Consider the following 26,684-nt stretch of genomic DNA (forward strand, 5'->3'; position numbering starts at 1 on the left):
CATAGTTATCAGTACCGTCTATAGTGGTGAACGTGGCCTTATAAAAAACTCGTTCTCCGCCAATCGTTTGCTGGGTTGTATCGCTTGAGATCTGCTGAGGTAAGTCACCGGATAACTTTGCACGATTTGCCCGATAGTTTGCACACGCACCATTTTGGTGCCAGATCAAATCCTTCCGAAAGTCTCTTTGAGTTCTGCGACTTGTTCTGCATCCAGTAGGCGGGTTGGCAGGCCGCGCAGTGTCACGAGCAGCTTGGCTGTTTCTTCTAACTCTTCTGCCGCACAGATCGCTGAGAAGAGGTCCTTTCCCGATACGACGGGTCCGTGATTGGCCAGCAGAACAGCACTATAATTGCCGTCCAGTTCACGGATCAAATCACCGGACGTCGGGTCGCCCGGCTTGACGTATGGAACCATTTTGACCGTGCCGACACGCATAACCACATATGGCGTAAGCGGTGGAATACAGTCGTCTGGATCGGTGTCTTCCAGACACGACAGTGCAGTGGCCCAGGTCGAATGCAGATGGACCACGGCGCCAGCTTCTGGCCGCGTCTCATAGAAGGCTTGGTGCAGAAAGACCTCCTTGGTCGGCTTGTCACCGGAGACGTGGTTGCCATCCAAATCAATCTTAGCGATGCGCTTGGGGTCGATATCGCCCAAGGTGGAATTGGTTGGTGTCATGAGGATGCCGTCGTGCAGACGTGCAGAGACGTTTCCAGCAGTGCCGACGGAGAATCCACGCGCAAACAGCGAGGCGCACAGCTCGGACATCTGTTGTCGCAGTACCTGTTCTTCAGAACTCATTTGCCTGCCTCCATCATTTTGAGCGCCCTAGCGAAAAAGTCCGGAGCGCCGAAGTTTCCAGACTTTAGAGCCAGCGCAATGGGTTCAGTTTTTCCAACGCTCAAGACTGGTACGCCCGGGTCGATCTCTGGCCCTAGTGACATGGCCGGTGATCCCAGTGCCTCAGAAACAGCCTTTGCGACAGCTCCCGACGTCTCCCCCCCTGCCACCACCAATCGCTTGTAGCCCTTTTGGACAAGTTCTCGGGCGGTAACTGCAAAGAGACTATCCAGTTTTTCTGCAACCGCTTCCCGACCGAATTGGTCTTGGATCGCCCGCACATCCTCCGGGCTTCCCGATGAATACGCTAGCGGTGCCTGACCTAAATGCGTTTCAAAGAAATCCAGAAGCGTTTGCATAGTCACATCCCCGGACATAACACCCGGAACGTCAATGGCGAAGGTCGGATGGGATTTCGCATGAACATCGATCTGACCACGGGTCGCACCTGAGCAAGACCCTGCAAGGATAGCGGCGGGCCCAGCGATACCTGTGAATACACTGCCACCTCTTTTGGACGAAGCTTTTCTGACGAAGTTCTTGGGTAGCCCCAGCGCTATCCCAGATCCCCCAGTAATGAGCTGGGCATCCTTCAGAGCCTCGCCCCAGGCCAGCAAATCCTCGTCCGAAATCGCATCACCGATCACAAAGCGTTCGTCGACGTTCCGCAAAGCAGTAGCAATCGCCTCTGGTCCTTGCGTCACGGCGTCAATTGAAACCAACCCAACCGCTTCTTGGGTCTGATATTGCAACCAACGCTTGATGTCGGCATCCGTCATCGGAGTAAGAGGGTGATTTTCCATCCCGGACTCGTTCAACAGCTTGCCGAACACAAATAGATGGCCGTGATAGATGGTGCGCCCCGTTGTCGGAAAGGCTGGACAGAAAACCACCTTTTGCGCGCCCAGTTCGTTGGCCAACGCTTCCGCAACCGGGCCGATATTTCCCTGCCTAGTGGAATCAAAAGTCGAGCAATACTTGAAGATGAACTGGCGGCATCCTTGATCTTTAAGCCATCGCAGGGCTCGCAGGCTGTCCGCAACAGCTTCTTCGACAGGTGCAGTGCGGCTCTTGAGTGAGACGACACCCGCTTCGATCTCTTTGTCGGCCGGGGTATCCGGAATACCTGGAAACTGCGCGGTTCTTAATCCACCTTCCGGCTCGACGCCCTTTGCCAAGGTGTTCGCAATGTCGCTCGCACCAGTGAAATCGTCCGCTATGACGCCGATTAGCATATTCTAATGTCCTTCGTCGGCCCAGGATCCAGCCTATGGATGTGCGGTGCTGCTCCGATGGGAAAAATCTCGCGCACAAGTGGATCATGGCCGGGCACGATAAGTCGAGGATGCGAGACTAACTTCTCGAGTGTCTCGAAACCATCCATCATGTCCTGCAGGTCGACGACGATGGGAAAAGCTTTTCGCGCCATGAAATTCTCGTAGTAATGCGAGGCATCCGAGGCCAGAACCATCCACCCGGCTGCTGTTCTTACACGAACACATTGCAACCCCCGCGAATGCCCGCCGATACAGTGTACGGTCACCCCATCTGCTATCTCGGCCTCTCCGTCGTAGAACACGACCTTGCCTGAATAGAGGCGCTTTACGACCTCGCAGATATGGCCCGCCGAGAAAGGCGCGCGTAAGTGGTCGTGGCACATGCAGGGACCTGTAGCGAAGGCCATTTCCGCCGATTGCATGTGCAACTTCGCATTTGGGAACATATGCAGCCCCCCAGCGTGGTCATAATGGAGATGGGTCACGATAACCTCGGTCACCGCTTCGGGCATGATGTCCAATGGGCGCAAAGCCTCGCGTGGGTCCATCACAATGGGACGTCCACGGGCGGCTGCCTCGTCGCTGTCGTATCCGGTATCGACCAGTATAACTTTGTTGCCACGCTTGAGCACCCAAACGAAATAGTCCATCGCGTGAGGTGCATCGTGATTGTCATCCAATATGAAGCTGTCGCGTCGAGTGCGGGCATTGCGATCCGCGTATTTCACGGCGTGAATTTCCCAATCGTTCATCGGATGACCTCGGAATACTGTTGAACAGTCTTGGTGGCGATCATATCAGCCACAGCCGTATCGAAGGACTGGAAATGCGCGCTTTCTAGGTGGGCGGAGAACGCCACGCTGTCATCATAAACCTCATAGAGAAAAACTGTCTCGGGATCGTCGCCGAGGCAAACGTCAAACTGCTGGCATCCGGGTTCTTCACGCAAAGAGGTTGAAGCGTTTTCGACCATTAGCGGCAAAAAGGTTTCTCTCGTACCGGGCTTGAGAGTGAAGGTGACGGTAACCACAAACATCAGACGGAAAGTCCTTTCAAACGTAAGAAAGCGCGCTTTGCCATGGGCAGTTGGCTGAGGATCAGACCAACGTTGAGCACAAGTAGAATGGCCGCACCGGGTCGCGAAAAGAAGACAGAAAGATCCCCGTCCGACAAGAACAGCGATCGGCGGAAAGTTTCGTCAAACAGGCTTCCCAGTATAACCCCAATGACCAATGGAGCGATTGGGTACTTCATCAGGTTCATAAAATAGGCGACGGCGCCGACACCAAGCATCAGGTAGAGATCATTGATGCCACCACCGACACTGAAAGACCCGATTGTTGTCAGAACCATTACAACCGGCAAGAAGATGGTCTGAGGGATCGCGAGTATCTTGATAAAGACCCGAGCGGTGAAAAGCCCCATCAAGAACATTGTCAGGGAGGCCAGCACCAAGATTGCAACCACACGCAGAATAATCTCGGGGTCTATCGTCGGACCTGGGATCACGTTGTTGATCTTGAAGGCCCCCATCAAAGCCGCGGCGGGTGGCGAACCGGGAATGCCCAACACTAAAAGCGGGATTAGCGCACCACCAATACAGGCGTTGTTTGCAGTCTCAGAGCACAGCAGACCTTCCAATGATCCTTTTCCAAACTTGTCGCCCTCGGTAGATACGGTCTTACCGACACCGTAGCTAACCCAACCGGCGACATCTTCGCCGACGCCAGGAAGCGCTCCTACCCCAGTTCCAATCACTCCTGACCGGCCAATGGTGGGCAGGTAGCGTCGGATGGAGCGAAGGTTCGGAAGAATGCGGCCTTTCAGGGCCAGAACTTTCCCGGCCTCAACGTGCCTCAAACCATCAATGATTTGGGGGATCGCAAAGGCCCCCATCAAAACTGGTACGACCTGAAACCCGCTCATCAAGTAAGACCAGCCGAAGGTATAGCGCGGTTCAGACAACAGAGGGTCAAGCCCCACCATGGACATCGCAAGCCCGATCAGACCGGCGATCCATCCCTTGATCACCAGGTCTTCGCTCATCAAAGTGCCAGAAAGCAGAATGCCGAAAAGGGCCAGCAATGCTTTCTCCGGGCTTGCGATGTTCTTTGAAACCAAAAGCAGCGCCCAGACAAATATCAAAAGCGTGATGGTCCCGATAACAGTGCCTATGAAGCTGGCCGTCGTGGTCAGTCCTAATGCTTCGCCACCTCGACCCGCCTTGGCCAAGGGGTAGCCATCCATGGCCGTCGCCGCGCTGGCTGCCGTGCCCGGAATGTTCAGCAAAATAGACGGGTAAGAGCCGCCGTAAATCGCGCCGACATAGGCCCCGAGCAAAGCGATGAGCGAATAGTCGAGCGGGATTTTGTTGCCGAAGAAGCCCGTCAGGATCGTCACGGCCAGGGTTGCCGTAAGGCCGGGCAATGCGCCGAACGTGATGCCCAGGAACACGGATGCAATCAAATACAGATAGGTCAGCGGGTCCACTGCCAGACCAACGAATGCGGTCCCAAACCCAGCCAGTTGCGAAAGGATAAAGTCCATCCGGTCAGTCTTTCCATAACGGACGAAGCGTCACGTAGTAGTGGTATTCGATTTGCTTGAAGATCAGCCCCCCGCGCGCGGGCACGTTCTGTCGGAAAATAAAGGCCATCGCGCAAACGAGGATCAGCGGGGCCAGTATTGCGACGACTGGCACAAACCGCAAAACGCGTTCGGAAGCCGCTTTGGTCAACACCACAAGTGATAGCGAGACCCATAGGGCCAGTGTAAACCAATCATCACTGTGTGCATTCCATTCCGCCTGCGCGGGAAATACGGCGAACGCAAAAAGCCCGGCAGAGACAACTGCGATACAAGCTACCAAAGCACGCCGCGCGTGACCGCCGTAGTAGCCGTAAGTCAAAGCTGTAATCAGTAACCCCGAGCACAATATGAAGTCCACTCTGGGAACCAGTCCGACGACGTATGCAAGAAGGATCAGGCCTATTGTTGATGCTCGATAGGCTTCCGACTTATCCCATCCGATCCCCAAAGCCGTGAGCGCGTTCTGGGCTCCACCTGAGCGGATCGAAGTAGCCAACAAGACGAAGGACAACACAAGCAATCCACCGAAGATGAACAACGGTACAATTGCAGCCGAGTTGTACCAGTCCGACCCACTTACACCTGCGCGGTTTTCACCCCAAAGTGGGATGTCCAACGTCTTCCAAAGGAAAAAGACGGACACTGTTATTAGAACAATAGCAGCCCAGAAATCGCGGGTCCGCATGACCAGTGTTTCGTCGATTTTGTCCATGCCTGCCTCCTAGAGGAAAGGGCGCGATCAAACGCGCCCTTCCAAAATTGATCGGATTAGGGCTTCTCAATACCCAGCGAGGCTGGATCGACCGTGGCAGCGCCCAAATCTTGCAAGGTATAGGCAAAAGTAGCCTCAAGGTTCGAAAACAATTCTTGAGCTTCTTCGCCGTGTTGACCACCGACATCATAATTGTTTGCCTCAGCCCATTCAGCGACGGTATCGGATGCAATCGCCTGCTCGAACGCTTCGCCGAGGGCCGCCTTCACATCATCTCCAGCCGAGCTATGAACGGCAAATCCGATGGCTTGTTTTAGCGGCAGATACTTGTCGAGACCGTCATAGATGCTAAAGGCAGATGGCACTGTAGCTCCGGCAATCTGCGCATCTTCCGGTGTCAACATCGCAAGTGGCTTCAACTGTCCGCCTTCGATCAAAGGAGCTTGTTCAGCCAGCGAAGTCACAACCAACGCAACCTCACCTGCTATCGCCGCTTCCTGCCCGGGCGCTGAGCCTTTGTATGGAACAAACTTGAACTCTGCACCGGACCCTTTCTCGATGGCGAGAAGATTCAAGTGGTGGATCGAACCCGCGCCGGACGCGGCAGCGGGAATAGTGCCAGGAGCGGCTTTGGCAGCGTCGACCAGTTCTTCCAGAGTATTGTAAGGGCTGTCCGCTGGAACCGAGATCAGATCGGGTGATCCGCCAACAATAAACGGATACCAAAAGTCAAATTTCTTATCCCAACCACCCTGCACAGCAGCGGTGACGTTTGATTCAGACAGACCAACCAATGTGTAGCCATCGTCTGGTTGGTTCATGACGTAGACCATGCCGTTGGAGCCTGCGACCCCACCGGTTTGGTTGATCACATTGATCGAGACTGGAAGGTGTTTTTCCATTTCGGCCATGATCATTCGGTTGATCGTGTCCGTGCCGCCACCGGCCCCCCAGACCACAGCTGTGGTGATATCACGGTAAGGGTAATCCTGCGCGGCAGCAGCCCCTGAAATTCCGGTTGCAATCACGGCTGCGGCCGCCAACTGCCCTAGCTTCAGTTTCATTTCCAAGTCCTCCCAAACATCTTTGCGTTTATTATTGCATTTATTTGCGTATACATTAAAGAATGCGTTGTCAACGGACTGTAGTGAAAGCTGCTATCGCGCTATGAATGCGAAACGGGAAGGAAGCGGGCTAAGATGAAGAAAAGTTATGATGTGGCAGTGTTCCACGGGGACGGAATCGGCCCGGAAATTATGGCCCCTACGCTTGAAATTCTGCGTCAGCTCTCGCGCGGCAGTCCTTCCTACGAACTGGTGTTTACAGACGCTCCGGCGGGCGCAGCCCACTACGCCAAAACTGGAGAATCGTTTCCGACTGGTTCACTTGAAACTGCACACAAGGCTGATGCGATTCTGCTATCTGCAATGGGTTTGCCGGATGTTCGCTACCCTGACGGAACCGAGATTTCACCACAGATCGACCTGCGGAAGCAGCTCGGCCTTTTTGCCGGCGTGCGTCCGGTAAAGGTTAGCAGCGGACAAATGACCCCCTTGGCGCTGCCTCCCGGAAAAGAGATCGACTTTGTCTTGATTCGTGAAAGCACTGAAGGGTTGTTCTTCACTCAAGGCGCGGGGGAAGTCACCGAAGACGAGGCACGTGAAACCCTTTTGATCACGCGCGAGATATCTGAAAAGCTATTCCGGTTCGCGTTTGAACTTGCCAAAAACCGAAAGGCTTCAGGGCGTGGCAAGGGGCGGGTTACCTGTGTCGACAAGGCCAATGTGTTCCGCGCCTTTGCATTCTTCAGATCGATGTTTGACGCTGAAGCCGCTCGCCATCCCAAATTGCGGGCAGACCATGCTTATGTTGATGCCACTGCGCTTTGGATGGTGCAGAAGCCTTGGGAATTCGATGTTTTGGTGACTGAAAACATGTTCGGCGACATCCTTTCTGACCTTGGCGCCGGCCTTATGGGCGGTCTTGGATTGGCTCCTTCAGCAGATATCGGGTTGAACCACGCCGTGTTCCAACCCTGTCACGGCTCTGCTCCGGACATTGCGGGACAAGACATTGCCAATCCTTTCGCGATGATCCTGTCTGCAGCAATGATGCTTGAATGGTTAGGGTTGACCCATAATCATCCAGAACTGTCCAAAGATGGCGAACGTTTACGGGAAGCCGTGGAAAAGGTGACTGAGAGCGGTCAAAACCTGACGCGTGACCTAGGTGGCACAGCAGGAACGCAGGAAGCAGCCTCATCGGTATTGGAAGCATTGCTGGCATGAATACTCAACAAGCCATCACGGTCGCGTGCGTAGGTGCGGGGTATTTCAGCAAGTTCCACTACGAAAGCTGGTCTCGAATGCCCGGAGCGGTTCCGATTGCATCCTGCAACCGTGACATCAAAAAGGCGAAAGAAACAGGATTGGCCGCTTACGATGATCTGTCAAAAATGCTGGAGGCGGAAAAACCAGATCTCGTGGACATCATCCTTCCACCTTTGGCGCAGGCCGATGCCATCCGAACGGCGTTGCGCTCTGGAATAAAGTGGTTGATCTGCCAAAAACCTTTCTGCATGTCGCTGCATGAAGCTGAGAAAATTGTTTCAGAGGCCGAAGCGGTAGGAGCAACTATTGTTGTACACGAGAACTTTCGCTTTCAACCTTGGTATCGCGCGATCAAAGAGGCGATGACCGAGGGTCGAATTGGTACACCTCTACAAGCTACTTTCCGGCTTCGGCCTGGCGACGGACAAGGACCACGCGCCTATCTTGACCGGCAGCCGTATTTTCAGGACATGCCGCGTTTCCTGGTTCATGAAACAGCAGTTCACTGGGTAGACACATTCCGATTCTTGTTCGATGCGCCCAGCGCAGTTTATGCGGACTTGCGCCAAGTGAACCCCATTATCGCGGGTGAGGATGCCGGCTATATCCTGTTTGATCATCCCAACGGTTTGAAAGCTCTGTTCGATGGGAACAGGTGTCTTGACCACAGCGCCAAAAACCTGCGTCAAACTATGGGTGAAGCCCTCATTGAAGGAACAACAGGATCATTGGTTCTTAACGGCGATGGTTCAGTTGAACTCCGCGCTTTTGGAAAGCAGGCGCAGCAGCAAATTCTACGTCCAAGCGATCATAATGGATTTGGCGGCGATTGCGTCCACGCCTTGCAAAGTCACGTCGTTTCAGGCCTTGTAAAGGGCACGCCGCTGGAAAACACGGCTCGAGACTATTTGGACGTGATCCGCATCGAAGAGAGCATCTATCTCTCGGCTGCGGAGGGACGAAAGATCAACCTGGAGACGCCGTGAAGGGTCAAGACGCAAAAACTCTTTCCAATACGCAACGCGCCGTTAGGGATTTGCGGCAGATGATCCTGTCCGGCGAACTTGCAGCCGGAACTGACCACCTGGAGTCGGAACTCGCCGAAACCCTTGGTATGTCCCGCACCCCGATACGGGAAGCTGCGCTGATGTTGGAAAGCAAGGGGTTGCTGGAAATGCGGCCCCGCAAAGGCGTGCGGATACTGCCGGTTTCATCAGACGATATGCGTGAAATCTACGACATCCTGACGGAGCTCGAGAGCCTCGCTGCACAACGCGCTGCCGAAGCGGGTTATTCAGAAGATGAACTTTCGGTACTTGCTGGATCAATTGCGAAGATGGACCGAGCCATCGAAGCCGAAGATCTTGAAGCCTGGGCCGAGGCCGATGAGTTATTTCATCAAGAGCTCGTTCGGTTGGGCGGCAACAAACGGGTCGAAGCGATTGTCGCCATGATGAGCGACCAGGTGCGCCGCGCGCGCGCAACGACCTTGTTCATCAGACCCCTGCCCGTCAAATCCAATGAAGATCATCGGGTTGTTTTCCAAGCGATTAGTGAAGGTCGTCCGGATGTCGCCCGTGAACGTCATCGAGAACACAGGCTGCAAGCCAAGGCTATGCTTTGCGAGATACTCGAAAAGCATCGGCTCAACAGCCTCTGATCTTCTCGTATCCGGTCGTTAGTCAACTAAAGTAACTGCTTATTTCCGGTACTAAAGGCGCTCCGAATACTTGTCGATAACGGCAACCCGCAGTTGCCTCCGGCTGCTCTGATTTTCTTTTTTCTAGTCGCTCAAACAATCACTGCATCGATTGGGGTTGAAATAGTACGATTTCGTATTAATTTAGTTCGATATCGTACTATTGGAGAGTCAAGATGCCAAACCGAAGACGTTTTCTCAAGATTCTAGGCGGAGGCACAATATTGGCGGCAACGGGCGCGGCTGGGTTTCTCACGACACGTACGCCCCATGAAGCTTTAGCTCCGTGGACGCCAAAACCGTATGATGACCCACGCAAGGCTGCTTTGTCCTACGCAATTCTCGCCCCCAATCCGCACAATTTGCAACCTTGGCTGATCGAGTTGGTTGGGCAAGACAAGTTGCGGATCCACCGTGATACAGATCGCGAGCTTCCGCAAACCGATCCTTACCACCGCCAGCTCTATATTGGCCTCGGTGCATTTGTTGAAACGATGGTTCTGGCAGCAGGTGCACACGGGTTTGATACTGAGGTCGAGTTACTGCCAGATGGGAATGACGGACCTATCGCAGAAGCGATGTTTGTATCTGGCGGGGCATCCGATCCACTCTCAGATCAAATCCTCAAACGGCATTCCAACAAAGAACCGTACACAGAACAGCGCCTCTCTGCCGATCAAGTGTCTACGCTTGGCAACTATGCAACTTTGATTACCGATGAAGATTTGGTGGTCCGTATTCGAGACCTCACGAAACGCGCTTTTGAAATCGAAATGCGAACACCGCAGACCTTGAAAGAATCCGTGGACCTCATGCGGATCGGGAAAGCAGAAATCAACGCCAACCCGGACGGGATTGAGTTACGCGATCCGTTTCTGGAAACGCTGCGACTTACCGGCCTATTGGACAATGAGACCCTGATGAACGTTGATCACCCAGGCACTCAGGCGCACATGCAAGACTATTTCGCTATGCTAGACGCGACACCGCAGTACGCAGTTCTCACGACAGCTAAAAATACGCGAAGCGATCAAATCGATGCAGGACGTCAGTTGATGCGTTTCTACCTGAAGACAACCGAAATGGGCCTAGGCGTTCATCCGGTCAGCCAGGCACTTCAAGAGTATCCTGAGATGGCCGATGAGTACGCTCTGGCGCATGAGCTTCTTGCGTCACCGGGCCACACGGTGCAAATGTTGCTGCGTTTGGGGTATGGACCTGAACCAATTCCCACACCACGCTGGCCGCTGGAGACACGAATTCTGAATGAAGCCTGAAGATGAGACCAACGAAGTTTACCGGTTCTTCACCGAGGTCGGGATCATCAATCAGTTGATCTCGACCAAGCTGGAAGCGTTCTTGCCTGGTAGAATGACGGCGACTCAATTCGGAATTTTGGGCCATCTGGTACGGCGTCCCGAGGGTGAAACTCCACAGCAACTTTCGAACGCGTTTCAAGTGCCTAAAACTTCGATGACGCACATACTCTCCAGTCTTGAAAATCATGACCTGGTTACTCTTGAAGCCAACCCCAATGACAAACGTTCGAAAATTGCTCGGCCTACACCGCAAGGCGCTGAGTTTTTGAAAGCTTGTATGGAGCGGATGTCGGAATCCCTGGCTCCAGTTTTGTCCGAACTCGGGCCTGAACCGTTCCAGGAATCATTGCCTAATCTGACGCTCATACGCGAAACTTTGGACAGCGAGCGCGACTAGCCGAAACCTGCGCCAGCCGAAGCAAGCAACCAAATTTTCAGAACATCATGCAATCCGCGCCCGGCGGGAGCGGCGGCGATCCTTCAGGCAAAGTGGGTGTGTAGTCAAATGTCACAATCTTCGCGCCACCGTCGAATGCCACGAACAGTTGGTTGGATCCCGGCCTAATGGCGATGCCTTCTGGATCGGTTCCGAATTCCAACAAACTTTGCTGGGCGAGCAGTTGGCCATCTGCCGTGAACTCATACAGGCTGTTTGACCCTTCCCAGTCATCAACAATCAACATGTGGCCGGTACGCGGATCAATCGCGATGCCCTGCGCCTCACTCAAGGGAGGAGAGAACTTCATGGTATCCAACCTCGCCGTCAAAGCACCCTCTGAGGTGAACCACGACAACCGTTCGGGGTCATCCTCTACGGTCACGATCTGTCCCTTGGCGTTGATCGCAATTCCTTCCGTATCCGCGAAACCACCTTCCAATTCGAAGGGTGCTCCCAGGCGTGATCCGTCCTTGGTGACACGTTGAAGACTGCCGAGACCATCGCCCAGCAACAAGTGATCCCCTTCAACAGCAATTGCTTTGATCCGAAAGAGATCGCTGGATATACGGCGCAATTCATCACCTTGCAATGTAACGAGAATTGCCTCGGGCCCCTCGTTCGCAATCCACAACCCACAAAAGGTCGGATCGTAGTCAAGACTTGCGGGCTGATTAAGTTCATAACGCCCTGTTTCGCGAAGCTGCAATGCCGTGGCCGGGGTCGACACAGCAAAAATCAATAAGGCGGTGGTCCTCACAAACACTCTGCATGCTCCGAAAATCTGCGTCAAAACTTTGGGGCGGAATCGTAACACGTCAATGCTAAGAGCACCTAAACTTCCAAAATCAGAGAGCATCATTTTACCTGATCAGAGACTTATAACACGGAAACTGGTTACGAGCGGTGTGGTTCGACGCATCTGGGTTCTGCCATAGTCCGTGGGATCTAGGGGTGTGTCGAAATCGCAAACCAACAACATGGCGCTTGCGAGAGTTACGAAATCAACACTAGCGAACGAAACAACCTCAGGCTTCATAGAACAAACTTGCAATCGCGTGCTCGGGCGTAGTCACCTAGGGCATAGGGTTGGAGAAAGCCAATGGCGCTGTGGAAGTTCGTGATTAGTGTTTATTGCGCGCTGTTTCTTGTCGCTTGCGCTCCGAAAACCCGCACGTATGAAAAGACGGTATCAGCTGCGCTACCGGCAAATTCCAGCACGGCTCTGGGTCAGGCGGCCAATCGCCTTGGGGATCCTAAAGACGGTCGGTCAGGCATCAAGCTGATCAGTGATGGAGAAGAAGCGCTCGTATCACGGCTGTTGTTGGCCACTGCGGCCGAGCGAACGATAGACGCGCAATACTATCTTCTGCACGACGACCCAACTGGTCACCTGTTCGCTGCCAGTCTCTTGCAAGCGGCGGATCGAGGTGTTCGTGTCAGGCTGTTGTTGGATGATATGGATACGTCCGGCTACGACGCGATGACCGCTGCGTTGGACAATCACAAAAACATTGAAATAAGGCTATTCAACCCGTTCTGGCGAGATCAGAGCCTTTTGATCGCGGGTCTGACTGATTTCAAACGCATCAATCGCAGAATGCACAACAAGTCCATGACAGCAGACAACGTGTTCACGATTGTGGGTGGGAGAAACATCGGTGCCGAGTATTTTTTGGCGCGGGAAGAAATGAACTATGCCGATCTGGATGTGCTGGCCGCAGGCCCAGTTGTACGCGAAGTGTCACGTAGCTTTGACGCTTACTGGAACAGCGAATTCGCTGTTCCGGCTCGCGTGGTTGTCGGAGAACCCGATGAATTTGACCTGAGCGATGCGCGCAGCAGGTTGAATGAACTCGTCGAGGAAGCGAGGCAAACGCAGTACGGCGCAGCGCTCAGAAAGTCGGCAAAAGAGAACTTCGCGGATGGTGCCCTGTTACTGGATTGGCTGCCAGCGAAACTTTATGCTGATCCGCCTTCAAAGGCCGCGGGCCTCGAGAACTCAGGTCCCGTTCTTGCATCTCAATTGCTTCCGTACTTTGAGAATGCCAGCAGTGAAGTGAACATCGTGTCCGCCTACTTCGTGCCGCGCAACAACGGTGTGAAATGGCTGACCGAACTCGAGAACCGCGGGGTCGACGTAAAGGTTGTAACCAACTCACTTGCATCTAACGACGTCGCACCCGTTTACGCACACTACGCCAAGAAACGCCGAGCACTACTACGCGGAGGAGTAGAACTCTACGAGCTGCGACCCGACGCTTATCAAGTCCAACGCCGCGGTATTAACTGGGCTCAGTCCAGGTCAGGCCTGCACTCCAAGGCATTTGCAATTGATGACCAGTACTTGTTCGTGGGTTCATTCAACTGGGATCCGCGATCTGTCAACATCAACACCGAGATGGGAATTCTGATTGACTCTCCAGCGTTGACTGCGCAGACGATGGGAGCCTTGGACGACGCACTACCTGCATACACATATAACGTGACGCTCGAGCAAGCTGGCCAGCTTAAATGGACGACAAGAGCCAATGATGGAACCATTCTTGAGTACCAATTCGAGCCGACAGGATCGGCCTGGGATCACATAGTTGCCGGGCTATTAAGTATTTTACCAATTGGGTCCCAGCTTTAGGTTTCTGCAAACTACTTGATCGCTTGGCCGTCACCGGCGCCTGCGAAGATGGCAGCAAAAAAGAAATAGGACATCAGTCGCAGATATTTCCCAATATCCAATTCTTAATACAGACTAGATATTCATTTCATCAAATGCTGGCGGGAAAATGCCTGCTACCAAAGTCAATGGCCATGTTCATCATTCCAGGGAAGCTGAACGACAACGGGCAAGTCCCGTTTTCCGGTTACGCAAACAGTTACGTTCAGCGTGCCGCGCCTTAGTGGATTTTTGCGCTTTGTGTTTCATTTCTAGCGATCGTCTAATCTCGTAAGATGCCGAAGGTAGATTGTTTTGAATAACTATAGCTGATTATTGTGCATCTTCAGTGAGAAAGAACAATTCAATGGGCTGCGCAAGGCCACGTATTTCGTGATCCCCACAGCTAACGAACATGCTCGGAGCAGCACTTGCAACGGCTGACGTAGCCAACACCCTCCGACCAATTGCTTTTGTTAAACCTTCAATTCGGCTTGCAACGTTCACCGCCCCGCCCAGAACTGTGAAATCAAGCCTGCCGGGGCTGCCGATATTACCATAGCTGACCTGCCCAACGTTGATTCCAATACCAACATCCAAAGGCGGTTTTTGAAACCCGTCTCGTCTGGTGTTGAGAGCGTTCAAACCACTCAACACACTCTGCGCAGCAAGAGCCGCCATTCTGCAGCGGTCGGCATGGTCTTTTTGCGCTTCAATAGTAAAGATCGACAGAATGCCATCGCCCATGAACTTGAGGACGTCTCCACCGTTGTCCTCTACGGCTTTAACCACCAGATCAAAATAGTCGCTAAGCGTGTCGAAAATATCTTCTTCCGGAGAGGTCTCGGAAAGTGCCGTAAAGCCTCGCAGATCAGAGAACATAACCACGGCATCCAAAGTTGTTCGCTCTCCGCGCTTTATATTGCCGCTCCAGACGGCCTCGGAAGGTCCATCTCCTAAATAAGTTCGAAGCAGACCTTTAGACGATTTTCGCATCGTGACAGGTTCCAAGGCGGAAGAAAGGGCCGGTAAGGCCGCTTCAATCAGCCTAAGATGTTCGGGCGAGAATCCATCCTTTGCCTGAGTAACGAACGTACATCCATGCAGCGATCCATCGCCGTAATAGAGCAAAGTAGCGTAGTAGTCAGTGCCACCCTGCTCTGCAAATTCAAGATAGGATGAATGCTCTGTTTCCGAGTCCAGTCGCCGGAGACTTTTGTGAAGTGGCTTTCTGTTCGCAAGAATATACTCGAATGAACTCCCGACATAACCATCTGTCAACATCGTCTCATGCGTGACGTCGTAGCTGTCGGTGCCTTCAGGCGTCCAAACTACCCCCCAGGCAATAAGCAATGGGTTGGCAAAGCGCTGGCCAATGTTTGCCCGCCATAGCGGCACTCCGGCTTCGATCAAGGAGGAACAAAACTGTGACACCACCTTTACAGGATCACCGGAGCGACGACCTTCTGTAATCATCCATTCGGTCAGTCGAGTGACTTCTTCCATGGACCCAATTTAGTCGCTTGGAAACGATGAGCAAAGACAATTGGATTGGCAATGTCGGTTGCTGTTGTTGAGCAGGCTAATCAGACCTGTCCAAGTTGATGCTTGGGCATCTACGGAATGTATTTCATCGGGAAGATGGTTTGGTAAATTTAGATTCCGCGCGGTTCCAAACAGACCAATTTGAAGATTGCAGTCCTCTCTTGGGAAACCTTCAATAGAAACCAATCTCGTTGACATCTACGCGGGCCTCGTGATCTCTACCGTAGGCTACAACTCCAACTGAGGTGATTTCGTCAGCAACGGGAATAGCGCGCAACATGGCACCTGAAGCCTTGAAGCCTGAGAGAGGTAAAGAGACTTCGGTCCAGTTGTCAGAAGTTGCGAACGCGGCCTGATAGTATTGCCATGGAAGCACCGTGCCACGTGTCCTGAGGTGGACGAAGTATTGCTCTCCATTCCCCCGTACCAACAGCCTGACGCCCGATACACCCTCATCTGGTCGATCAGACAACTTGCGTCGGAACTGAATAAAGCCGCCGTTGTTTTTTGTGCTGACGGTTCCGGTCAACCGGGCGAACGCAACATCACGTTCCGAACGAAACTGCACCTGTCCTGAAGAAACTCCTCCCATGACGGTGTCGGCAACGTAGTCCCAACTCGTCTCCGGAGACTTGGAGAAGTCTTCTGCAAGATTTTCATCAGCCTGTGCCATTGTGCATCCGATGATTACAAGACTTGAAACAAGTCCAACAAAGTTGGCACGCATATTGTTCCTGCTCAGTTCAGTATCGCAATGGAAAGGTTCAACGCAGCGGCAAATGCAACCCACGCAAAGTACGCAAGGAAGCCCAGTACGGAGATCCGATCTGAGTTCCTAACCTGAGCAATGAACATGACGATGACAGCCAGCAACGCGGCAATTACCACAAACGCAAACCACGGTAGTTGCAGTATGAAAAAGATTGGGGACCACGAAAAGTTTAGACCCATCTGTGCCCACCACAGCTTCATGGCAGTCGAGCTTCGGTCTGTTTCAAACTGACGCCAACCCGCCATGGCGATCAAGACATAAAGCACCGTCCAAACCGGCCCAAAAATCCAATTTGGTGGATTGAAAGCAGGTTTAGAAAGCTGCGCATACCAATCCCCGGGCGCGGTCAATATCCCAATCAGGATGCCGCCTCCCAACACGAGCGCAAGAAATGCTATGCGGACCATCCAATTCGACATTGTGGGATAGCTTTCAGCAGTCCTTGGTCGTCACGTTGACAAGCGCTTCGGAAGAGAAGGTCGCAGTACTGATCTCATCGGCATCGGTATATGACACCGTGGCACCTTCGATCTCCGACCCCGTTACAGTGATTTCGCGTTGCCCAATGGTGTCGTCTACATCGATGGTAAAAGCTAACCTGTCCCCGGCCGCGAGGGAGGCGATCTCAAGTTCAATTGTATTTTGCCCATCCACGACCGCTGGAATTTGCCGTAGAGCATCCGCACCCTCAACGAACTCAAGAGGTTGGAAGACCTCCACGCCCGCACCTTTTTCGGTAACATCGAAAATCAAACGTCCGGCAGATTGCGACAAGTCAATTTTGACGGTCGAGGTTTCTAATTCGCACGATCCGACATTTGTCAGAACAAAACGGTCTTTGGGTGCGCCTTCTATGAAGCGAATTTGAACTCCGGCTTGAAGCGAAGTGGCTACGAATAATCCAAGGGTCGCCGCAAGAATGCTGGTCGGGAGCATATTTATCTCCTTGCTAAAGGGTTCTTGGAAGATACGCTTTGGCGGGTTTCTTGGATCAGACTTATGCCTTTTGACTACCGTGGTTCAGCCGACAGGACTTTTCGCAGCTCAATGCACCGCATTCAGAACGACTAAGTCAAAACATGCCGTTTTCATTCTCGCTGTTTGCCGGAACCTCCTGAAGAACGTCCCAGTGCTCGACAACCTTCCCATCGACATCCAGGCGAAAAATATCGATCCCTGCGTACTCGAGACCATCAGGCCAGATTTGATGGCAATGCAGAATAACGTGATCGCCTTCAGCAAACGCACGTTTGATGTCCACACGCTTTCCCGGGTATTCGGCGGCCATGCGCTCGAAATATTCGATAAAAGCATGCTTGCCGTCGCCAACATGCGGGTTGTGCTGCGTATAGGTTTCCCCAACAAAGATATCTATGGCCTCGGCAGGTCGACGCTCGTTGAACATCATTTCGTAGAAAGCGATGACGTTTTTCTTGTTTGTTTCGAGGTCCGGCATGCTGATCTCCAAATCGACGTTTGTACCACCCAAAAATGTTGGCCTACGCAATTCCGGGGAGCAACCCGGCAAGAATCTCAATTACTAATCGACAAGAAGTTGCGAGCTTGATTTTGTGCTCCGACTATTTCGAGAGTTGGCCAATTACTCGGTGTCATCGAAGTCAATATGAATATGATTCCCATCAGGATCGGCCACGTGGATTTGGACCATCCGAGTCCCAGGGACTTCAGTTTTGCGATACTGGATCTGACTCGAGATCAGTTTTTCTTCGAATGCGCTCAACCCCGTGGCTGAGAGCGCAAAATGCTCGAGCTTGAGCTTCACTTCGGAGCCAACGTTAGGTGTTCCTTCGTGACCCACAAGATGAACCACGGCGTCATCACCCGTATACAACCATGCTCCGGGAAACGGAAAAACGGGGCGGGCCCCGGGTTTCAAACCCAGGACATTTTCATACCAAGTAACCATCTCAGGCAACCTAGTCGTCACAATATTCACATGATCCAGCCGCTCAATTCTCATCTAAAAACCCTCAAGCACGAGTTTTCCTTTGGCCTTACCGCTTTCAAGGATAGCATGCGCTTTCTTTAAGTTTGCAGCATTGATCCTACCAAGTGTATCGGTTGCTGTGGATCTGATCTTTCCATTGTCTATCAAACCGCCGACCTGATTCAGGATTTCGCTTTGACGGTTCATATCTTCAGTCCCAAAAAGCGACCGAGTGTACATGAACTCCCAATGCAATGAGATCGATTTGGGTTTGAACGGCGCGATGTCGAAGGTTTCAGGATCATCGATCAACCCAAAGCGACCTTGAGGTGTCATCACCTCTCCAGCTTGGGAAGCATACAGCTGGGACTGGTTTGTTGAATAGATGAAATCCACGCTGTCGATACCGAGAGCCTTGAGTTGTGAGCCAAAAGGTTCCGCGTGGTTGATGACTTGGTGTGCACCTAACTCTCGAACCCAGTCTTGTGTCTCGGGTCGGGACGCCGTCGCTATCAATGTCATGTCAGTGAGGGCCCGTGCTAATTGAATGGTGATTGACCCTACACCGCCTGCGCCACCAATAACCAGCAACGTATTGGTTCCGCCGGAAACGGCATCTTGGACCCGCAAGCGGTCGAACAGCATCTCAAAAGCAGTAAGCGTCGTTAGCGGCATCGCCGCAGCTGCTTTTGCAGGTATGGACTTTGGCGCTGACCCGACGATACGTTCATCCACCAGATGAAACTCGGCATTGGTTCCCGACCGGTTTATTGCCCCGGCGTACCAAACTGTATCTCCCAGACTGAAAGTCTCAACCGCTTCGCCAACTGCTTCGACGATCCCTACTGCGTCCCACCCCAGAATATCTGGTGCTGGACCTACAGGAGCACGTTTTTGACGAATTTTCGTATCGACTGGGTTCACTGACACGGCCTGCACCTTCACCAACAAGTCGTGCCCTTTCGGCGTCGGTTTATCGGCCTCGAAGTCGATTAAGGCGTCCGCCCGATCAATCGACCCTGTCTTAAGGTATCCCACGGCTTTCATAACGTGCTCCTTTGTCCGGTTCTTTATCAACCGATGACTGTCATCTCATTTAGGGCGAATTCTGCAACGGCGCCTTCTGTTGCTTCCAGGTAAGCCGCAAGGTGCTGAGCACCCATGTGGGTTTGCCAAAGCTCTCGGCTTTCCCAATTTTCGTAGAACACGAAATGAGCCGGGTTGTCGTTGTCCTGGTGCAGGTCATAGTTGATGCAACCCTCTTCGGCTCGGGTTATGTCGATGAGCTTGATCAGCTCGGCCTTTACGAGGTCAATTTTGTCAGGGTTGGCTTTGATGTTGGCGACGATTGTCAGCTTGGCCATTGGAATAGATCCCTTGTGTTATTGAGCGATGCGCAAGATTTACGCCGCAGCTCCTTCGGGATAAACAGGGCAAGATCGAACATATAATCCGGAAATTCCGTTTAATGCTTTTAGACAATCTTCGCTTGTTTCTGACCATAGCCGAGAAAGGCAGTCTGGTGGCCGCGGCGCGCGAGACAGGGTTGTCGAGTACGACAGTGTCCGAACGGCTCGCGGCTCTGGAGGCACATTACGGCGTGGTTTTGTTCAACCGCACCACCCGTTCCATTAGCCTGACCGAAGAAGGCCGGACACTCGCTAATGGAGCAAGAAACGTTCTCAGTGAGGTTGCGGACCTGGACACACTTGTTCGGCACGGCGCCGAAACTCTGTCTGGTCCAATTCGCATAAGCGCGCCCATTGACTTGGGACGGAGCTTTGTTTCCGAGGTTATTGCCGAATTCACCGAAAAGAACCCTGCCGTCTCAATCGAACTGTCCCTCTCGGACGGTTATGTCGACCTCGTAGGCCAGGGTTTTGACCTCGCCGTTCGCTTCGGCAACATCACAGACAGCTCGCTCAGGTTGCGAAATCTGGGAAGCTACCAACGTTTCGTTTGTGCGTCCCCAAGTTACCTGGCCTCATTTGGAACGCCTGAAAAACCAGAAGATCTATTAAACCACAACTGCTTGATCATGAGGTTTGGCGACATGATCGACAACGTTTGGGAGTTTGGATCAGGACCAAATGCCCAGCGCGTTTCGGTAAAGGGAAATCGAATAGTCAATGATGGTTCACTCATCCGCGATTGGGCGATTGCAGGCCATGGGGTCGTATTGAAGTCCGAGCTGGATGTGGGCGACGATGTTCGATCTGGCAGACTTGTTTCTGTCTTGCGCGACTTCCTCCCACCGCCGAAACCTTTGCAAATGATGTTTCCACCGAGCCGGGCCCAACCACGTCGCATAACAGCCTTAGCTGAGCATTTGCGTCGCAAATTTGGTGTGAGTTGAGGCCGCAGGGGAAGACACTAATCTGATAGCTGCTATGTCTGCTCAATGAATTTCAAAGTTGCATGTGCTAGCTCAGTGCCAGCATCTTCTTGGATGAAATGCCCCGCTCTAGGCACAAGGATATGATTTTGACCAACTGCCCCAGGGACCGACTTTTGGAACAGTTTGTCTACGCCCGCCATAACCCTGTCGTCTTCTCCAAAAACAGTCAGAAACGGGGTGTTGAGGGTCTTGAGGGTTTCCCATGCGGCTCGGTTGGCTTCAGAAGCTGGATTATCAGGTGTGTCGGGCACCAACACTGGAAACTCGCGAGCGCCTGCCAGATAGCGCGCATCCGGGAATGGTGCGTTGTAGGCTGCGACCTCTTCTTCTGAAATTTTAGATGTCGTGCCGCCGAATACGATGCGTCCCGAATTAAATGCGGGTACGGATTGTGAGTATTCCCGCCATGAAAGAAATGCATCACCCAAGGGTGCGTCACCGGTGGGCAAGGCCGTGTTTGCCACAACTACGCGCGAGAACCGCTCGGGCATACTCGCAACCAACCGCAAGCCTATTAGACCACCCCAGTCCTGGCAAACCAACGTGATGCCCGTCAGGTCAACCTTCCGCAACCACTCGGACATCCAGTCTACATGGCGTTGGTAGGTGTAGTCGGATCGCTCTGTTGGTTTATCCGACCTTCCAAACCCAATCAAATCAGGAGCCAGAACTCGATGGCCAGCGTCCTTGAATAACGGAATCATGCGCCGGTAAAGGAAGCACCAGGTTGGCTCTCCATGCATCAACAATACTGGTGATGCATGAGCCGGTCCCTCGTCCAAATAATGCAGTCGGAGAAGACTTCCCTCGGTGTCATCCACATCAAGATAGTTCGGGCCAAAGTTGAAATCTGGCAGCCCGTCAAACCGATGGTCCGGTGTACGAAGGAACTTCATCGTGAACTCTCCAAAAATGCCGACGGTCTTGGTCCAATAACAGTGATCGATAAAACAAGAACGGTCCAGTTCCAGCGTATACCGACTTCAGGTTTGGTTGAGTTGGACACATTACTTCGGTCCCTCGCGGAGGAGGCCCTTTTTGCAGACGTTTTGAATCCGCGCCCAAAAATTTGGTCTCAAAAACCTTATATTGCGAGTTCTTCTGTACGGATCGCCGAGAGGCGGCTCAGAAGAAAATCGCAAGCCCGGTCATTGAGACAACCAAGAAAAGGAGAGTCATAATTCCACCGGAGCGAACGAAATCCACCACCCGGTAGCCTGCTGGGCCCATGATCAACGCGTTCACCTGGTGTGTTGGGATCAAAAATGAGTTGGACGTTGAAATTGCTACTGTGAGGGCGAATACAGCCGGGTTACCACCCGCCGATACCGCAATAGAAACCGCCAACGGCACCAGCAGGACGGTCGCACCTACGTTGGACATGACCAGGGTGAATGCCGTTGCCAAAACGGCTATACCTGCTTGCAACGACCAGATCGGCCAACCCTTCAGGAGGGCCAACACATGCGCGGCAATCCAATCCGCAGTGCCGGTGCTCTGGACTGCCTGGCCCAACGGGATCAGTGAAGCGAGTAGAAAAACTGTACTCCAACTAATCGACTCGTAGGCTTCGTCAATCGAGAGCACCCTGCTCAACACCATGCCAACAGCGCCAATTAATAGGCACAACGACAAGCGCAGATCTGAAAACAGAATTAGGCTCAACGCTATTAGGAAGAAGGCAAGCGCCCAGCCGACCTTGTGCGGCCGCAACTCTTCCTGGGGAAAGTCCGAGGTGACAACGACGAAATCCCTGTCTGACTTCAGTCGTGTCAGACGATCCCACTGCACGTGCACCACACACGTATCACCGGCCTGCAAAGGGACTTGTCCGATATGCGTTGCTGAATGATCTTCGGTTTCTACATGGCTCAGTGTTTCTTCGCCGCGCTGAATGGCCAGCAGAGACAAACCATGTGTCTGACGGAGGCGCAGATCAATCGGAGTTTGGCCGATCACTGAAGAACCGGGCGGAATAACAACCTCGGCCACCCCAGACTGCGTCGCGGCGAAATCATCCGCAAAGACATCTAGTTGGGGTAGGATCTCTAATCCGTAAGGCTCAGCGAACTGTTGCTCAACCACCCGACGCAGGCCAAGTACTGCAAGCCGCGCCGGGGCTTCGATCTTGGTATCAGCCATCGGCGCGATGACCTTGTGGCCGCGATAAGATGTGCCAAGAATGTACATGTTATGGGCGACCATTAGATCTGCGAGCGTTTGCCCGATGATGATCGAACCTTCAGGAACACGTATCTCGAACATATCGGCCCTAAGCCCATAGGTGTTTTCGACATAGGTCTGCATGGACCGGGCTGAGCTTGCGTCTTCCCCACGCTCCCGCTGCGCTGGGAGGACCCAACGACCAAATAGTACAAAGTAAAGCACCCCTGTCAGCACGAGCATCACACCGATAGGCGTGACGGAAAACAACCCAAATGTCTCCATTTGTTGGTCAGCCGGAAGGGATGAGTTTGCTGAAACAATCAGGTCATTCAACAGGATCAGGGGCGATGACCCGACCAATGTAATCGTACCACCGAGTATCGCGCAAAACCCCATAGGCATCAGCAATCTACTCATCGGGATTTCTGTACGTGCTGAGATGCGGCTGACAACAGGAAGGAAAAGCGCAGCAGCTCCGACGTTCTGCATGAAAGAGCTGATGACACCAACCGTTGTTGATATAATTGGGATAATCCGGGCCTCAGTCGTGCCACCATTCTTGAGGATCAAGGCCGCAACCTTTGACATAAGTCCGGTCTTATCAAGCCCAGCCCCAATTACCATAACTGCGATGATGGACATCACAGCGTTCGAAGAAAAACCTTCAAAGAGCTTGGATACATCTGCAAGATTACCTAGCCCAGGGAGATAGCTCAGCGCACCAAGCAGCACCATTACGAGAATCGCTGCGACATCAATCCGTATGATTTCGGTAACAAAAAGTAAGACCGTAAAAGACAATAGACTCAGCACGGCTATCATTTCGTACGTTAGTGTTGGTAATTCCATATCTTACTCCCAAACCAACGTTACCTGACTACCAGCAAATACGAAGGACCAACTCTGCGCGGCAGATAAGGCCAATAGACATTGGGCTTGCTTACGCGGCTCGCTTTTTCGGGCGCGGTATCTGCTGAAACCTGGATTCTGCCAACCCAAAGAGAGGTAGATGACAAATTCATAAGCCTAACTAAGCATCACAATGCGAAATGAACTTTCACACTTTCTAAAATACACACAAATGGATTTTCCGTATCGTTATCATTCATATCCAGTCAATTATACTTGCCAAGTAGGGAACGCTCTGCGCGATGCCCTCACGACGGCTCAGCTCTGCATTGCTGTCCTCGCCTTTTAGGCCGTCCAGCACGATCCTGATCTTCTCTACTGCGGAATACTGTTGCGGGTCGCACCGCGAAAGGCTGCATTGAGCTGGAAGCGGCAGACTTCAAGCTTCACGTGAGCCATGATCATGGCATGAATCCAACTAAAATTTGCACTGTGCAGAATTATCTTTGGATGCCAAATTCAATGGGTGGCTGTTGCACCCAAGGCTTTGGTCCAAATACGCAATTCTTTAGACGAAATGCAAAGCTATTCGCGCCCCTACAAACCGCTGTAGGTGCGCTCATAACGCTGCAATGCCGACATTGATTTCATTAAAAAAATCTTGGAAGTTCGCCCATAACTCTGCGCGGTATTTGCGCATAAGTCTGCACGATTTGCCCATAAGTTTGCATGCTACATAGAACTCGTTGAACAAACAGGCTCTCAGGTTTATCTGCGATGCCCAAATGCAACTTACTCCCAATAACTAGCAGACGAGCGCCAAGTGTTTGCTTGGCCATCCCAAGCACTGGCGCTGACGCATGACGTGGGATTTATTCCGTCGCAATTGGATCCATGGACGTTTGCGAGGACAACGCGTTGACGCCCAAAATCAGCAACAGTCCAGCCTTGATTGAGCAAGGAATGAGCCTCCTCTTCTACCAGGAAGTGCGACATGCACTCCCCGTTTCGCAAAAAAGAGAGGCGGCGCTTGAACACGCAAGACCGGACTCATTCAGAACCCAATCGCGTTGTAGGTCTCCGTCGAGATCGACCTTCTCAACCGCACCCCAATCTAAGTCAAATTGAGCGTCGTTGAATTCCGCACAGGCTCGTGCCGCCAGATCAACCTTCGCCTGCAAACCGGGCGTAAGGCGCGATACATCAGCCGCGACATCTGGTGAGGTCCAAACAAGGCCCGAAGCAAGCACAATCCCGGCGACCAAACACTTCATCTGACGCGCTATTTGGAAAGCTGGTTGGCACAAGGTATCAATTGCACTGATCATATCGGTAGTCCCCATATTCCAGCCAGTTTGCCGAGCCTTCGTTAAAAATCAGAAACTCGGACCTGTCCTCCCCAAGCAGGGCCACGACAAATCCGGCTGGCGGCTCAGAATTTCCGAAGTAACTGTAAGCAGTCATGGCTCTGATCGACTCGCCGTTGACTGTTACTCGCGCGTCCCACTCTTCCCCCGAGTTGTCCAAAATTACGGGTTCGATCACGCGCTCTATCGCTCCGCCACCACAATATACGATGCCTTCGGGGGGTTCGTAGGAGGACCGCTGGCTAGGATCTGAATCGCAGGCGGAACGAAGGGACCGAATTGCCGCGCTGGAACCTTTCAAGTCAAAGATTCCGTAGCTGACATCTTGATCAATCATCGACAGGTTAACCGATGCATTGGCCGCAAGCTGGCCCAGTACAAAACCATAGTCCTCTTGACTATTGAAACTGACCTCGACGGGATAGTTATCAACGATCTGTACGGCAGCGTTTTCTGCGCCAACCTGAAATGCTCCAACTTCGGTGGCTCCGTTCTTCAAGAAACGAATGGAAAGCCCCTGCTTGTCCGTAATGTCCTGGCTGTCCTCATATCCAGCCGGAGCAAAGCGAATACGGTTACACTGAAGTTCCAGCGTCATGTTTCCGGTTTGAATAAATGCATTGGGAATAGGCCCAGAGTTGAACGACCACTCCGCTGATGCAGTGGTCGCCATAACCATCATTAGCGTCCCAGTGGAAATCGTTTTGAAACTCATTTTCTCTCTCCATGGTGTTACGGTTCGCACTGTCATTCAGCCTGAGATTCCGGCCAATTGCCCCGGCAACCAGGTCAGGAAACAGGTTCGCCGTATTCGTTTGCGCCTTCTTCCGAAGGGCGCGTCAACCACCAGATCATCAGAATGGACAGAACCAATTGAAGAATTGAGACAACAACAATACCGGTCACGCCCAGGACTGCCGCGGGTCCTCGTAATGCGTCAGGGTTCTCGGTCCCTTGCTCCAATACCGAAAAGAACGCCACGCCACCCAGCATAACAAAAAGCGTTGTAATGCTGAGCGCCATCGGCAGCAGCAAATACCAGCCAGGTCGTCCTGTATCATGCAGCCTTCGCCAACCGGCGGCCAGCATAGGTATGAGAACAGCCAGTTGAAAAACAGAGGACAGAACCCGAGATCCTTGCCCTGTCTCGGGGTTAGTCCCGAATAGGATCGTATCCAGCACAGCCAAAGCAGCACTCACGAGAACCACAAACAAGAAGAACCACCAGTATTCCGAACGTATAGCCCGGCCGGAGAACTGGAAGTATTTTGAAAAACACGTTTTAACGGCCTCAATAAATCCCATTTTCATTCCTTTCTTAATCTCTGTGCGGCCTCAAAACGTTTCGCCACCTAGAAGAACAAACTCGCCTGTATGGATGCTCTCACTTACCTTTTTGTTTGAATGCAGAGGCCTATCGTACGAGAGCGTAGAGAAATTTACGCGCGGAAAAAATGTTGATTTATGAAAAAATAGATTCAAACATGCGAATTCGACATAACTTTCATTTTACCTCCGTTGATGTCGCTGTCGCCCGATTTGTCGGGCCCTTCCGACTGCTGGAGTGAGTGCTGGCGGTCGGAGGCCCTCAAACAAAGATCAAGCATTGGGAGGACGCGATGCTGAAGCTTAACGTACTCCCCCTCTTTCCAGAGTTTGTTCTAGCTTTCGCCAGTGTCGTCATTCGGCCTTCACACGTTGTTGGCGGCCCCGATGGTCAACGAAATGTTGTTCCGCCGAGCAAGCCCCACGCGGCAAGTTTTGGGAAAGATAGTCAA

The 26,684-nt window shown here is 52.6% G+C and carries 27 protein-coding genes; 7 read left to right on the top strand and 20 right to left on the bottom strand.

Annotated elements, in window-relative coordinates; genetic code table 11:
* Positions 1-165: 165 nt before the first annotated feature.
* Genes otnC through ACR0NE_RS15050 form a run of 7 tightly spaced genes read right to left on the bottom strand, consistent with a single transcriptional unit; the run spans position 166 to position 6,488 of the window.
* A complete protein-coding gene (otnC, locus tag ACR0NE_RS15020) occupies positions 166-807 on the bottom strand; it encodes a 3-oxo-tetronate 4-phosphate decarboxylase (RefSeq protein WP_170597194.1) in 642 nt (213 codons plus the stop codon).
* Positions 804-2,081, bottom strand: a complete 1,278-nt coding sequence (gene otnK, locus ACR0NE_RS15025; RefSeq protein WP_170597193.1) for a 3-oxo-tetronate kinase — start codon at positions 2,079-2,081, stop codon at positions 804-806. The genes otnC and otnK overlap by 4 nt, the downstream gene beginning before the upstream one ends.
* Positions 2,075-2,875 (bottom strand): N-acyl homoserine lactonase family protein, encoded by an 801-nt coding sequence (locus ACR0NE_RS15030; RefSeq protein WP_170408437.1) that lies wholly within the window; start codon positions 2,873-2,875, stop codon positions 2,075-2,077. Before ACR0NE_RS15030 ends, otnK begins: the two co-directional genes overlap by 7 nt.
* Complete coding sequence (locus ACR0NE_RS15035) at positions 2,872-3,159, bottom strand: putative quinol monooxygenase (RefSeq protein ID WP_170408438.1); 288 nt, start codon at positions 3,157-3,159, stop codon at positions 2,872-2,874. The genes ACR0NE_RS15030 and ACR0NE_RS15035 overlap by 4 nt, the downstream gene beginning before the upstream one ends.
* Positions 3,159-4,670: a tripartite tricarboxylate transporter permease gene (locus ACR0NE_RS15040; protein ID WP_170597192.1), complete on the bottom strand. Its 1,512-nt coding sequence runs from the start codon at positions 4,668-4,670 to the stop codon at positions 3,159-3,161. Before ACR0NE_RS15040 ends, ACR0NE_RS15035 begins: the two co-directional genes overlap by 1 nt.
* 4 nt (positions 4,671-4,674) lie before the next feature.
* Positions 4,675-5,424 carry a hypothetical protein gene (locus tag ACR0NE_RS15045; RefSeq protein ID WP_480459823.1) on the bottom strand — a complete coding sequence of 250 codons (750 nt, stop codon included), beginning with the start codon at positions 5,422-5,424 and terminating at the stop codon, positions 4,675-4,677.
* Between the two features lie 56 nt (positions 5,425-5,480).
* Entirely contained in the window at positions 5,481-6,488 is a 1,008-nt protein-coding gene (locus tag ACR0NE_RS15050) for a tripartite tricarboxylate transporter substrate binding protein (protein ID WP_170597191.1), read from the bottom strand.
* A gap of 135 nt (positions 6,489-6,623) precedes the next feature.
* On the opposite strand from ACR0NE_RS15050, the gene ACR0NE_RS15055 reads away from it, so the two are divergent.
* The 5 genes from ACR0NE_RS15055 to ACR0NE_RS15075 all read left to right on the top strand — a co-directional run bounded on the left by ACR0NE_RS15055 (position 6,624) and on the right by ACR0NE_RS15075 (position 11,169).
* Entirely contained in the window at positions 6,624-7,712 is a 1,089-nt protein-coding gene (locus ACR0NE_RS15055; RefSeq protein WP_170597190.1) for an isocitrate/isopropylmalate family dehydrogenase, read from the top strand.
* Positions 7,709-8,740 (top strand): Gfo/Idh/MocA family protein, encoded by a 1,032-nt coding sequence (locus ACR0NE_RS15060; RefSeq protein ID WP_170597189.1) that lies wholly within the window; start codon positions 7,709-7,711, stop codon positions 8,738-8,740. The genes ACR0NE_RS15055 and ACR0NE_RS15060 overlap by 4 nt, the downstream gene beginning before the upstream one ends.
* Complete coding sequence (locus tag ACR0NE_RS15065) at positions 8,737-9,414, top strand: GntR family transcriptional regulator (protein ID WP_170395106.1); 678 nt, start codon at positions 8,737-8,739, stop codon at positions 9,412-9,414. The genes ACR0NE_RS15060 and ACR0NE_RS15065 overlap by 4 nt, the downstream gene beginning before the upstream one ends.
* Before the next feature lie 215 nt (positions 9,415-9,629).
* The gene (locus tag ACR0NE_RS15070) at positions 9,630-10,730 is read left to right on the top strand and encodes an Acg family FMN-binding oxidoreductase (protein ID WP_170597188.1); all 1,101 of its coding nucleotides are present in this window, start codon (positions 9,630-9,632) and stop codon (positions 10,728-10,730) included.
* The gene (locus ACR0NE_RS15075; protein ID WP_170395468.1) at positions 10,720-11,169 is read left to right on the top strand and encodes a MarR family transcriptional regulator; all 450 of its coding nucleotides are present in this window, start codon (positions 10,720-10,722) and stop codon (positions 11,167-11,169) included. The genes ACR0NE_RS15070 and ACR0NE_RS15075 overlap by 11 nt, the downstream gene beginning before the upstream one ends.
* Before the next feature lie 37 nt (positions 11,170-11,206).
* On the opposite strand, the gene ACR0NE_RS15080 is transcribed toward ACR0NE_RS15075, so the two are convergent.
* Positions 11,207-12,067 carry a hypothetical protein gene (locus ACR0NE_RS15080; protein ID WP_480780089.1) on the bottom strand — a complete coding sequence of 287 codons (861 nt, stop codon included), beginning with the start codon at positions 12,065-12,067 and terminating at the stop codon, positions 11,207-11,209.
* A gap of 243 nt (positions 12,068-12,310) precedes the next feature.
* Here ACR0NE_RS15080 and ACR0NE_RS15085 point away from each other — a divergent pair, with 243 nt between their 5' ends.
* Entirely contained in the window at positions 12,311-13,843 is a 1,533-nt protein-coding gene (locus ACR0NE_RS15085; protein WP_170597187.1) for a phospholipase D family protein, read from the top strand.
* A gap of 351 nt (positions 13,844-14,194) precedes the next feature.
* Here the strand turns inward: ACR0NE_RS15085 and ACR0NE_RS15090 are convergent, their stop codons facing one another.
* From ACR0NE_RS15090 to ACR0NE_RS15125, 8 genes are all read right to left on the bottom strand, one after another.
* Positions 14,195-15,367 (bottom strand): adenylate/guanylate cyclase domain-containing protein, encoded by a 1,173-nt coding sequence (locus ACR0NE_RS15090; protein WP_170597186.1) that lies wholly within the window; start codon positions 15,365-15,367, stop codon positions 14,195-14,197.
* Positions 15,368-15,578: 211 nt separating this feature from the next.
* Positions 15,579-16,079 carry a CIA30 family protein gene (locus tag ACR0NE_RS15095; protein ID WP_480459819.1) on the bottom strand — a complete coding sequence of 167 codons (501 nt, stop codon included), beginning with the start codon at positions 16,077-16,079 and terminating at the stop codon, positions 15,579-15,581.
* A gap of 65 nt (positions 16,080-16,144) precedes the next feature.
* The gene (locus ACR0NE_RS15100; RefSeq protein WP_480454220.1) at positions 16,145-16,585 is read right to left on the bottom strand and encodes a TspO/MBR family protein; all 441 of its coding nucleotides are present in this window, start codon (positions 16,583-16,585) and stop codon (positions 16,145-16,147) included.
* Positions 16,586-16,610: 25 nt separating this feature from the next.
* A complete protein-coding gene (locus ACR0NE_RS15105) occupies positions 16,611-17,114 on the bottom strand; it encodes an aggregation factor core (protein ID WP_170597184.1) in 504 nt (167 codons plus the stop codon).
* 136 nt (positions 17,115-17,250) lie between these two features.
* Positions 17,251-17,634 (bottom strand): nuclear transport factor 2 family protein, encoded by a 384-nt coding sequence (locus ACR0NE_RS15110; RefSeq protein ID WP_170597183.1) that lies wholly within the window; start codon positions 17,632-17,634, stop codon positions 17,251-17,253.
* A gap of 144 nt (positions 17,635-17,778) precedes the next feature.
* Positions 17,779-18,159, bottom strand: a complete 381-nt coding sequence (locus ACR0NE_RS15115) for a VOC family protein (RefSeq protein ID WP_170597182.1) — start codon at positions 18,157-18,159, stop codon at positions 17,779-17,781.
* The gene (locus ACR0NE_RS15120) at positions 18,160-19,173 is read right to left on the bottom strand and encodes a zinc-binding alcohol dehydrogenase family protein (protein WP_170597181.1); all 1,014 of its coding nucleotides are present in this window, start codon (positions 19,171-19,173) and stop codon (positions 18,160-18,162) included.
* A 26-nt stretch (positions 19,174-19,199) separates the two neighbouring features.
* The gene (locus ACR0NE_RS15125) at positions 19,200-19,490 is read right to left on the bottom strand and encodes a putative quinol monooxygenase (RefSeq protein WP_170408604.1); all 291 of its coding nucleotides are present in this window, start codon (positions 19,488-19,490) and stop codon (positions 19,200-19,202) included.
* Between the two features lie 104 nt (positions 19,491-19,594).
* Between ACR0NE_RS15125 and ACR0NE_RS15130 the strand changes: the two genes are divergently transcribed.
* On the top strand, positions 19,595-20,482 hold the full coding sequence (locus tag ACR0NE_RS15130) for a LysR family transcriptional regulator (protein ID WP_170597180.1): 888 nt from the start codon (positions 19,595-19,597) through the stop codon (positions 20,480-20,482).
* 32 nt (positions 20,483-20,514) lie between these two features.
* Here ACR0NE_RS15130 and ACR0NE_RS15135 read toward each other — a convergent pair whose 3' ends face one another.
* The 4 genes from ACR0NE_RS15135 to ACR0NE_RS15150 form a co-directional block, all read right to left on the bottom strand.
* On the bottom strand, positions 20,515-21,420 hold the full coding sequence (locus ACR0NE_RS15135; RefSeq protein ID WP_170597179.1) for a haloalkane dehalogenase: 906 nt from the start codon (positions 21,418-21,420) through the stop codon (positions 20,515-20,517).
* Between the two features lie 229 nt (positions 21,421-21,649).
* On the bottom strand, positions 21,650-23,539 hold the full coding sequence (locus tag ACR0NE_RS15140) for an SLC13 family permease (protein ID WP_170597178.1): 1,890 nt from the start codon (positions 23,537-23,539) through the stop codon (positions 21,650-21,652).
* A gap of 1,311 nt (positions 23,540-24,850) precedes the next feature.
* Positions 24,851-25,621, bottom strand: coding sequence for a hypothetical protein (locus ACR0NE_RS15145; RefSeq protein ID WP_170395439.1), 771 nt, complete (start codon positions 25,619-25,621; stop codon positions 24,851-24,853).
* A gap of 74 nt (positions 25,622-25,695) precedes the next feature.
* Positions 25,696-26,211 (bottom strand): DUF805 domain-containing protein, encoded by a 516-nt coding sequence (locus tag ACR0NE_RS15150; RefSeq protein WP_170395437.1) that lies wholly within the window; start codon positions 26,209-26,211, stop codon positions 25,696-25,698.
* Positions 26,212-26,684: the final 473 nt, after the last annotated feature.

It is taken from the genome of Ruegeria sp. C9, from assembly GCF_056537585.1.

Excerpts from the sequence above, each read along its gene's own strand:
- otnC (WP_170597194.1), bottom strand. The coding sequence starts at position 807 with ATGAGTTCTGAAGAACAGGTACTGCGACAACAGATGTCCGAGCTGTGC.
- otnK (WP_170597193.1), bottom strand. The coding sequence starts at position 2,081 with ATGCTAATCGGCGTCATAGCGGACGATTTCACTGGTGCGAGCGACATT.
- ACR0NE_RS15030 (WP_170408437.1), bottom strand. The coding sequence starts at position 2,875 with ATGAACGATTGGGAAATTCACGCCGTGAAATACGCGGATCGCAATGCC.
- ACR0NE_RS15035 (WP_170408438.1), bottom strand. The coding sequence starts at position 3,159 with ATGTTTGTGGTTACCGTCACCTTCACTCTCAAGCCCGGTACGAGAGAA.
- ACR0NE_RS15040 (WP_170597192.1), bottom strand. The coding sequence starts at position 4,670 with ATGGACTTTATCCTTTCGCAACTGGCTGGGTTTGGGACCGCATTCGTT.
- ACR0NE_RS15045 (WP_480459823.1), bottom strand. The coding sequence starts at position 5,424 with ATGGACAAAATCGACGAAACACTGGTCATGCGGACCCGCGATTTCTGG.
- ACR0NE_RS15050 (WP_170597191.1), bottom strand. The coding sequence starts at position 6,488 with ATGAAACTGAAGCTAGGGCAGTTGGCGGCCGCAGCCGTGATTGCAACC.
- ACR0NE_RS15055 (WP_170597190.1), top strand. The coding sequence starts at position 6,624 with ATGAAGAAAAGTTATGATGTGGCAGTGTTCCACGGGGACGGAATCGGC.
- ACR0NE_RS15060 (WP_170597189.1), top strand. The coding sequence starts at position 7,709 with ATGAATACTCAACAAGCCATCACGGTCGCGTGCGTAGGTGCGGGGTAT.
- ACR0NE_RS15070 (WP_170597188.1), top strand. The coding sequence starts at position 9,630 with ATGCCAAACCGAAGACGTTTTCTCAAGATTCTAGGCGGAGGCACAATA.
- ACR0NE_RS15075 (WP_170395468.1), top strand. The coding sequence starts at position 10,720 with ATGAAGCCTGAAGATGAGACCAACGAAGTTTACCGGTTCTTCACCGAG.
- ACR0NE_RS15080 (WP_480780089.1), bottom strand. The coding sequence starts at position 12,067 with ATGCTCTCTGATTTTGGAAGTTTAGGTGCTCTTAGCATTGACGTGTTA.
- ACR0NE_RS15085 (WP_170597187.1), top strand. The coding sequence starts at position 12,311 with ATGGCGCTGTGGAAGTTCGTGATTAGTGTTTATTGCGCGCTGTTTCTT.
- ACR0NE_RS15090 (WP_170597186.1), bottom strand. The coding sequence starts at position 15,367 with ATGGAAGAAGTCACTCGACTGACCGAATGGATGATTACAGAAGGTCGT.
- ACR0NE_RS15095 (WP_480459819.1), bottom strand. The coding sequence starts at position 16,079 with ATGGCACAGGCTGATGAAAATCTTGCAGAAGACTTCTCCAAGTCTCCG.
- ACR0NE_RS15100 (WP_480454220.1), bottom strand. The coding sequence starts at position 16,585 with ATGGTCCGCATAGCATTTCTTGCGCTCGTGTTGGGAGGCGGCATCCTG.
- ACR0NE_RS15105 (WP_170597184.1), bottom strand. The coding sequence starts at position 17,114 with ATGCTCCCGACCAGCATTCTTGCGGCGACCCTTGGATTATTCGTAGCC.
- ACR0NE_RS15110 (WP_170597183.1), bottom strand. The coding sequence starts at position 17,634 with ATGCCGGACCTCGAAACAAACAAGAAAAACGTCATCGCTTTCTACGAA.
- ACR0NE_RS15115 (WP_170597182.1), bottom strand. The coding sequence starts at position 18,159 with ATGAGAATTGAGCGGCTGGATCATGTGAATATTGTGACGACTAGGTTG.
- ACR0NE_RS15120 (WP_170597181.1), bottom strand. The coding sequence starts at position 19,173 with ATGAAAGCCGTGGGATACCTTAAGACAGGGTCGATTGATCGGGCGGAC.
- ACR0NE_RS15125 (WP_170408604.1), bottom strand. The coding sequence starts at position 19,490 with ATGGCCAAGCTGACAATCGTCGCCAACATCAAAGCCAACCCTGACAAA.
- ACR0NE_RS15130 (WP_170597180.1), top strand. The coding sequence starts at position 19,595 with ATGCTTTTAGACAATCTTCGCTTGTTTCTGACCATAGCCGAGAAAGGC.
- ACR0NE_RS15135 (WP_170597179.1), bottom strand. The coding sequence starts at position 21,420 with ATGAAGTTCCTTCGTACACCGGACCATCGGTTTGACGGGCTGCCAGAT.
- ACR0NE_RS15140 (WP_170597178.1), bottom strand. The coding sequence starts at position 23,539 with ATGGAATTACCAACACTAACGTACGAAATGATAGCCGTGCTGAGTCTA.
- ACR0NE_RS15145 (WP_170395439.1), bottom strand. The coding sequence starts at position 25,621 with ATGAGTTTCAAAACGATTTCCACTGGGACGCTAATGATGGTTATGGCG.
- ACR0NE_RS15150 (WP_170395437.1), bottom strand. The coding sequence starts at position 26,211 with ATGGGATTTATTGAGGCCGTTAAAACGTGTTTTTCAAAATACTTCCAG.